This is a genomic window from Pseudomonas sp. GW456-L13, from assembly GCF_017350115.1.
Lineage (GTDB): Bacteria > Pseudomonadota > Gammaproteobacteria > Pseudomonadales > Pseudomonadaceae > Aquipseudomonas > Aquipseudomonas jessenii.
Map to the genome: position 1 here is coordinate 1 of NZ_JACNAS010000008.1, position 475 is coordinate 475.

Consider the following 475-nt stretch of genomic DNA (forward strand, 5'->3'; position numbering starts at 1 on the left):
GCTCAACGGCACCGTGGTCGAAGGCCGCACGGCCACGAGCGACCTGCTGGTGTTCACGGTCAGCGTGGCTGCTAACGGTGATGTCACCCTCGACCAGCTCCGCGCTGTGGTGCATTCCAATACCACCAATCCTGATGACTCGACGAGCCTGACCTCGGACAACCTGGTGACACTGACGGCAACCAAGACCGACAAGGACGGCGACAGCGCCCTGGCGACCCTCAACATCGGGCAGAACCTGGTATTCAAGGACGACGGACCAAGCATCAATACCACCGGCACGGAGCCGACGCTGACGGTGGACGAAACAGTACTGGCGACCAACGATACCCAGAGCTTTGCCGCCAACTTCACCTCGGCGTTTGGCGCCGATGGCGCCGGCACGCTGACCTATGCGCTGGGCGTAGTGGCCGGAGCCTCCGGGTTGACCGACACGGCCACGGGCCATGCGGTGAACCTCTCACTCAACGGCACG

1 protein-coding gene is annotated in these 475 nt (G+C 63.6%); it reads left to right on the forward strand.

Annotated features, from left to right (window positions below):
• Positions 1 to 475: DUF5801 repeats-in-toxin domain-containing protein (locus J4D25_RS26825; RefSeq protein WP_258536631.1), on the forward strand; the 475-nt coding region annotated here is incomplete at both ends.